This is a genomic window from Paraprevotella clara YIT 11840, from assembly GCF_000233955.1.
GTDB classification, from domain to species: Bacteria; Bacteroidota; Bacteroidia; order Bacteroidales; family Bacteroidaceae; genus Paraprevotella; species Paraprevotella clara.
The window spans coordinates 76,908-84,878 of the sequence record NZ_JH376604.1 but is presented as its reverse complement, the minus strand read 5'-3'; the positions used below and the strand labels follow the sequence as shown (position 1 = coordinate 84,878).

General features: G+C 51.5%; 4 protein-coding genes. 1 reads left to right on the top strand and 3 read right to left on the bottom strand.

Features of this window, described 5'->3' with window-relative positions; translation table 11 throughout:
* The 3 genes from HMPREF9441_RS10065 to HMPREF9441_RS10055 form a co-directional block, all read right to left on the bottom strand.
* Positions 1–2,032 (bottom strand): glycoside hydrolase family 3 N-terminal domain-containing protein (locus tag HMPREF9441_RS10065; protein WP_008620785.1); only part of this gene is annotated, 2,032 nt, incomplete at its 3' end.
* A gap of 180 nt (positions 2,033–2,212) precedes the next feature.
* Positions 2,213–4,534, bottom strand: a complete 2,322-nt coding sequence (locus tag HMPREF9441_RS10060) for a DUF4861 family protein (RefSeq protein ID WP_008620783.1) — start codon at positions 4,532–4,534, stop codon at positions 2,213–2,215.
* A gap of 149 nt (positions 4,535–4,683) precedes the next feature.
* Positions 4,684–5,625, bottom strand: a complete 942-nt coding sequence (locus HMPREF9441_RS10055) for a TIGR01212 family radical SAM protein (RefSeq protein WP_008620781.1) — start codon at positions 5,623–5,625, stop codon at positions 4,684–4,686.
* A gap of 101 nt (positions 5,626–5,726) precedes the next feature.
* Here HMPREF9441_RS10055 and HMPREF9441_RS10050 point away from each other — a divergent pair, with 101 nt between their 5' ends.
* On the top strand, positions 5,727–7,934 hold the full coding sequence (locus HMPREF9441_RS10050) for a S9 family peptidase (protein WP_008620779.1): 2,208 nt from the start codon (positions 5,727–5,729) through the stop codon (positions 7,932–7,934).
* The last annotated feature ends 37 nt before the right edge of the window (positions 7,935–7,971 follow it).

Sequence of the window (7,971 nt, the reverse complement as noted above, 5' to 3'; positions counted from 1 at the left end):
AGATGGCATCGCACGATTCCAACTCCGGTACCAAGGCCATGGCGGAACCCGAGCAGTTGACGAACACCACTTTCTTGCCCGCTGCCTTCAACGCCTTCAGGATGTCGCGCTGCACCTGAGGCAACTCGATAGAAGTACGGTCGCCTCCGGCAAAGCCCGGACAGTTGACGTGGTTCTTTTCCTCACCCTCCAAATCCGGAGATATGCCGCCTACGAAAACAACCGTGCCGGCATCTTTCACACGGTCAACCACTTCGGCGGGAGAAACCTGACGACGAACACCCACGTCGAACTTCAACAAAGCCTCACCCGCAGCCTGCATGTACTCGATTTTAATATCATAATCTTTCCCTGCCGTGGCATCCAAGGCGTATTCTCGCTTTTCGCGGGCATGCTCGCCCCAGTAATCAATGACCTTCTCGCCGTTCACATACACGCGGTAACCATCGTCTCCTTCAATCACCAAATCATATTTTCCACCCTGCGACGGACGGAAAGTACCTTCGTACACCGCTGTGAAGTTTTGCAGGTTCACTCCTGCCGCAAACACGGTATTCCCTCCGTTGTTCTTGTTAATCGGAGTGGCTAATTCCTGCGTGGCGACCGCCTCTCCTTTCATCTCCAGATTATTCCAATACGTGGCCTTCAATCCCGTCCTCCCGTCGTGCGACAACTGATGGAAATAAGAATCGAAGACTTCATTACTCAGAAGGTCGCACCCTTTTTCATATCGCACGTCACGGCCAAGCCTTTCACGAATACCGTCCAAGACCGTATAGGTATGCGAAGGCGTACCTTCGTAGTTTCCCCACTGCATGACGGAATCCACCGCGTTCGGCCCCATTACGACGACATCGCCACGCGTCTTGTCCAAAGGAAGCACCCCGTCGTTGTGCAACAAGACCAAAGACTTACGGGCAATGTCCAAGGCCATCTGCTTATGCGTCTGGCAATCTACAGTATCTATGCCGATGCGACTCCAAGGCACCAACGAGTCGTCATCCATTTCCCCGAGCGCAAAACGGGCTTCCAACAAACGGCAGAGACTGGTGTCGATACGGTGTTCCGTTATCAATCCCCTATCGACTGCCGCTTCCAATTGCATGTAATCCCCCCATCCGCATTCCAAGTCCGTCCCGCTGGTTACTGCGGAAGCACTGGCTGTAGCGGCATCGGGATGCGTCTCGTGCAAGCCCGGGTTGAAAAAGTCACCGATGGCACCGCAATCGCTCACCACCACATATTTAAATCCCCATTCGTCGCGCAGGATTTGATGGAGCAGGCGTTCGCTCCCGCAACAGGGTTCTCCCTCGAAACGCTGATAGGCACACATCACTTCTTTCACATCGGCTTCTTGGACCAATACCTTGAAAGCCGGCAAGTAAGTCTCCCACAAATCGCGCGGGTCAAGCTGTTCCACGTCGAAATAATGACGCTTGGCTTCCGGCCCGCTATGCACGGCATAATGTTTCGCACAAGCGTGCAACTTGTCATACTTGGCATCCGCAGGACCTTGCAAGCCCCTGACCACAGCCACACCCATCCGGGAAGTCAGGTAAGGGTCTTCTCCCCAAGTCTCTTGCCCCCGTCCCCACCGGGGATCGCGGAAGATGTTCACATTGGGCGTCCAAAACGTCAATCCTTCGTTCATCTGCCCGTAGCGGCCTTTTTTGTGCGCATCGTGATATTTCGCACGAGCCTCGTCGCTTACCGTCGTGTACACGGCCTCCACGGCCTTATCGTCGAACACGGAAGCCATACCCATGGTGATGGGATAAACCGTAGCGACTCCGCTACGGGCCACTCCGTGCAACGCCTCGCTCCACCAGTTATAAGGCTTGATGCCCAAACGCTCCACTGCGGGAGAAGAATTAATCATCAAAGAAGCCTTCTCTTTCAGTGTCAACCTCTTCAACAAATCCTCAGCCCGTTCACGAGGAGACAAATCAGGATTCTTGTAAGGTTCGTTCTGTGCCCAGCCTATATCAGCCACGACCAACCCTAACCACAAAACAAATACAGTATTTTTCATGCTTATTTAAATTATAAATGATTCTATCCTGCAAAATAAAATAATTCGCCAAAGAACAGACATGGAGAAAAACACTAATTGCATGGATAATATTAAGACCGCCCCGCCCCATAACGTAAAAGGTCGGTCCTGCTTTTTTGCAAAACCAACCTTTTGTTCAAAACGGCATCGCGACACAACTTATTTCAATGTCACGGCCAAAGGCGTTTTCAACTGACGGCCGTACCGCTCCACGTTTTCCTGCCAAACGGCCATATCCGGCATGTCATACTTGCTCCATGCGGAACCGAAATAACAGGTAAAAGTATCACCCGGTTCGTAGTTGCTGACTCCTACCACATGCCCCACGGCACCAGCCTCTTCTTTCGCCATCGGTACATATTCGACCGACTTCAAGCCTTCGGGGAACAAGCAAGCGATGTATATCAGCCCGTTCATCGCCTCCGGATGATCCATCGCATCGGCATACGCCACATAACCGAGTTTTTTATTCATTACATACGCATCCGGCATACTCTTATGCACGGCAATACCGGCAGCCACCTTACGGGCTTCACTTAAATTGGCATAAGTCACTTCACATTTGTTCAGATGCGTCCCCTTGTCCAGTGTAATGACACGGGTTTCCACCACATCCTTATCCTGACCGATTTGTACCGGGGCAAACACCATACGGGCAGAAAAGCGCAACGGCCCCATGTCCAGGATTTCCACCTCTTTATAACATAAGGGATAGACAAAGGCCTTCCCTTCCATCAAAGCGGGCACACCGGCTCCCATCGTCGGGCCTACCGTATAGGCATCCATTCCGTAACCATGGTCGCGGTGGTAAGTCAACGTACGATGCAAAGCGGCACACTCGCCTCCACGTCCGGCCTTACGCAACTTGTCCTGCAGGCCGTACGAAGTCAACTCGCTATGGTAGAAAGTTTCGAGCATCGGATAAGGCACATTCTTATTAAACACATCGAAACCATAAATGCGTTGTCCGCTTTTCTGGATGGCCGGACCGTATGCCCGCCAACCGTTCCGGTCGTTTTCCCAAGCCAAATCGTCTTCACGCGAAGCATACACACGTCCCCACGACGTGAAACGGTAGTCGGCCGGTAAGCCTTTCACAATAGTCAGTTCGGTGGAAGAAGCGGGACGAACGAAAGCCTGCAACAGGAGCTTACCGTCATGAGTCAACTGATAAGGCACTTCTGCCCTGTCTCCGTCATACACCACAAACTGACGTCCGCCACCGATACCGAGTTTCTCAAATATCGTCTTAGCCTCCAGTTCCACCACATCGTTACGGTTGTCTTTCGTCGTATTCCTTACCTCTACTTTTATGGAAAGGGAGTTCTTATCCTCCACGCTACCATCCAGATAACGCACACGTTCGCAAGCCGCCAACAGCCAAGCCCCCGTACCGAACGGTGCCTGCGACCGAGCATCCACCTTACGGGTCGGGTCGGGCTTCTCGCCAATGGGCTGCACATAACCGATGCTGCCATTGGGCTGAAGCGCCGTAGAAACCAGATAATTCCAAGCTTTCTCAATCACCGGAGCATACTCGGCCTTGTCCAGCAAACCATGGTTTACGCCCCACATCAGGCCGTAGGCAAAGAATGCCGTACCGCTCGTCTCCGGTCCCGGAGCATCCTCTTCGCACAACATACTGCGGCTCCAATATCCTTCCGGCCTCTGGCAGCGTGCCACACCTTGCGCCAACTCCCTGAACCGTTTCAAAAAGAAACCGCGGTGCTCATAGTCCTCCGGCATGTCGCCCAGTACCTTGGCCAAACCTGCCAACACCCATCCGTCGCCACGCGCCCAGAAACTCTTTCCGCCACTGGCAGTCTTCACTTTGGGATAGATATACTTCGCGTCACGGTAATACAACTGCGCCTCCGCATCATACATCAGGCTGTCGCTCCACAAGAAGTTATCGTACATGCGGTCCAGAAACATGCGGTCACCCGTCAACTTATACATCTTCGTCATCAACGGCATCACCATGTAGAGGGCATCCGCCCACCACCAGAACTTGTTCTCATCCAAATGACAGGCGTACGTCATTACCTCCTTCGCACGGGCTACCTTATAATCGGCCGGATTCAGATTATACATGTCGATGTAGGTCTGGAAACAAATCTGCCAGTCACCGAACAACACGAAATCCTGCCCCTCGCCATACGTCTTGTACTTCCAGTTCCGTTTGTCATCGCTGTTTGCGCCCCGCCAACGGTTATGCTCGCACCATTGCTGGCTGTATTCATAATAAGCAACCTTCCCGGTCAGCCTGTAAGCTTCCATGTTTCCGGTGTAATAAGCGGCGTTGTCCCAAAAAGCACGCGTCTTGGGCGAATTGTTCGCCTGCCAATAGTCATTTACTTTCTCTATCAGCCGCAAGACGTCAGCCGACCCCGCGCTGCCTTGTCCTGCCGCAGGAAAAAGCACACCTGCACACCACAAGACCATCCACACGCGCAAAAACTTGAAATCAAAGTGTTTCATGTAGATTAATATTAATAATTAATGAATTGGTTCTTCATGCTTCGCATGTTCCGCAAAAGTAAATAAAAAAAACATAACCACGAAGCTTTTTACGGATTACCTTCCTAAAAAGCAGTATTTTGTGCTCGCGAACAATCGCAAACATACGCCTAACGGGTTTGCTCCCTGCGGTCGGCAAGCCTTCCCTGCCATGCGCCCCGCTCCTTCATCCTGCGCTTCAACCGTTCGGTAAACTCATAGTTTTTCAGTCCCCAGTCGGGAGCAATCAGCAAGTCCTTAGGAGATTGCGATACAAAACGCTCCAATACCAAATCGCTCCTCAGGCGTTCGATATAGTCGATAACCAGCTCGATATATTCATCCGCCGTATACAGATGAAACTGTTCCGGATGCAAAGCATACTCGTGTGCCATACGTGTGCCCCTTATCAGTTGAAGTTGGTGGATTTTCAAAGCGGTCAGAGGCAAACGGGACACCAACGCAGCCTGCCCGACCAACTCGTCACGCTTCTCTCCGGGCAGCCCGAGGATGATATGCCCACCGGTTCGTATGCCTGCATCCGCCGTACGCCGGACGGTTTCCGCCGTCTCGGCAAACGTATGCCCGCGATTGATGCGGACAAGCGTCCCGTCGTCCACACTCTCTATCCCGTACTCCACCATCAGGAAAGTACGGCGGTTCAGTCCGGTCAGATAATCCAGCAATGCCTGCGGCATACAGTCGGGACGCGTGCCAATGACTATTCCCACCACATCCGGCACAACCAAAGCTTCTTCATACTTCCGGATAACCTCATCTACTTCTCCATACGTATTCGTATAAGCTTGGAAATAAGCCAGGAACTTCATATCCGGATACTTTCGTCCGAAAAAGCGCTTGCCTTCCTCCAACTGCTCCGTAATCGTTTTCTCCGTACGGCAATAGGCCGGATTAAACGTCTGGTTGTTGCAGTAAGTACATCCGCCCCAACCTTTTTCCCCATTACGGTTAGGGCAAGTAAAACCCGCATTGATGGAAATCTTTTGTACTTTGAAAGGAAATTCCCGACGCAAGAATTCTCCGTAGTCTGTATATAAATAAGGTATAGCCATACTTTTTAAACCGTTATTGCCTCGCAAAGATAGAAAAAAAACTTATCTTTGCGATAAAATAGTTCTAAGGTTAAGATATTATCCATTACATCTAAAATAAAATGAAAAAGATTACAACCTTTTTAGTCGGATGCCTCCTGGCAGCCGTTCCCGTACATTCGAATGCGACGGGACTTTCATTAAAAGAGTTGTGTGCAGGCGAATATGCCGCCAAACGCATCTATGGCGTGAACCCGCTCAACGACGGAGAAAGCTATTCCCGGCTGAGCGACGATCACAAACAAATCATCACCTATTCCTTCAAGGACGGACAGCAAAAAGACGTGCTGTTCGACGTGGCTACGGCAAGGGACGTCAAACTGGAAAAGATAGACGGCTACATCCTGTCACCGGACGAAAAGAAAATGCTGATACAAACGGAAACGAAACCCATCTACCGTCATTCCTTCACTGCCGTGTACTATTTGTACGACATTGCCAACCGCACCCTCACCCCCTTGTCGGACAACGGCCCTCAACAGTCGCCCAAGTTCTCTCCGGACGGCAATCTTGTCGGTTTCGTCCGCGACAATAATCTGTTCCTAGTCAAACTGCTGTTCAATAACAGCGAAAGCCAAATCACCAAAGACGGGAAATTCAACGAAGTCATCAACGGTATCCCCGATTGGGTGAACGAGGAAGAGTTCAGCACAAGCAGTTCCTTCGACTTCAACGCCGACAATACCATGATAGCATGGATCCGTTATGACGAAAGCAAGGTGTCTACGTTTTCCTTCCCATGGTACAAAGGCAGCCATCCGTCCAAAGAACAGTATGCGGAATATCCGGGCCGCTATGAATATAAGTATCCTATGGCCGGCACCACAAACTCCACCGTCAGCGTACAGACGTTCGATATCAAGGCCCGTGTAATCCGCACGATGAAACTGCCTCTCGAAGCCGACAGTTATATTCCGCGCATCCGGTTTACCAGCGACCCGGCCAAACTCGCTGTCTTCACATTAAACCGCCATCAGGACTGCCTGGAAGTGTACATGGCCAATCCGCGCTCCACGGAATGCAAAAAAATCCTGCGCGACAACGTGGACAAGTACGTCAGTGAAAACGTCTTTAAAAACCTGGTCTTCTATCCCAACCGTTTTGTGCTGACCAGCGAGCGGGACGGATACAACCACCTTTACCTCTACGACTTGAACGGCAGCCTGATAAAAAAGGCCGTCGGCGGCCAACTCATCGTCAAAAGTTTCTATGGATACGACACGGCGGACGGCAGTTTCTATTTTTCCGCCAATCCGGCAGACGACCCGATGCACACGGCCGTTTACAGGAGCGACAGCAAGGGCAAAATAGAAAAACTCTCTGCAGAAGAAGGTGACAACAGTGCCATATTCAGCAAAAACATGAAGTATTACATGAATGTCTATTCCAACATCCGTACACCGTACGTGACCACCCTTTGCAACCGCAACGGCAAGACGCTGAAAGTACTCGAAGACAACCAAGCATTAGTGGCCAAACTCAACAGCCAGAATTTAGGGACGCGCGAGTTCTTCCAATTCACTACGGGAGAAGGCATACAGTTGAACGGCTACATGGTCAAACCTGCCGATTTCAATCCGGGCAAGAAATATCCCGTCGTCATGTTCCAGTACAGCGGTCCCGGTTCTCAACAAGTCCTCGACTCTTGGGGAACCGGCAGCATGGGCGGCACCTTGTATGAACAATACTTGGCACAACAAGGCTTCATCTGTGTCTGCGTGGACGGACGGGGCACCGGAGGACGGGGCGCAGAGTTCGAGAAATGCACCTACCTGAACTTAGGCTACTTAGAAGCAAAAGACCAAGTGGAAACCGCCCTTTATCTGGGTACGCTGCCCTACGTTGATGCCTCGCGTATCGGTATCTGGGGTTGGAGTTACGGAGGCTTCAACACACTGATGAGCATGAGCGAAGGCCGTCCCGTCTTCGCAGCCGGAGTCGCCGTGGCTCCTCCTACTTGCTGGCGTTACTACGACACGGTCTACACGGAACGCTTCATGCGCACCCCGAAGGAAAACGCCGCCGGATACGCCCGCGGTCCGATAAGCCAAGCCGACAAGTTGCATGGCAAGCTCCTGATTTGCCACGGCACGGCCGACGACAACGTCCACTTCCGCAACTCCATGGAGTATGCCGAAGCATTGGTGCAAGCCGGCAAACCGTTCATGATGCTCCCCTATAACAACCGCAACCATAACATCACCGGTGGCAACACCCGTAACCATCTTTACACGAGCATCACGAATTTCTTCATCGAAAATATGAAGTAAGTATTCCGTACTGAGCCACAGCGATTTACATTCTGCG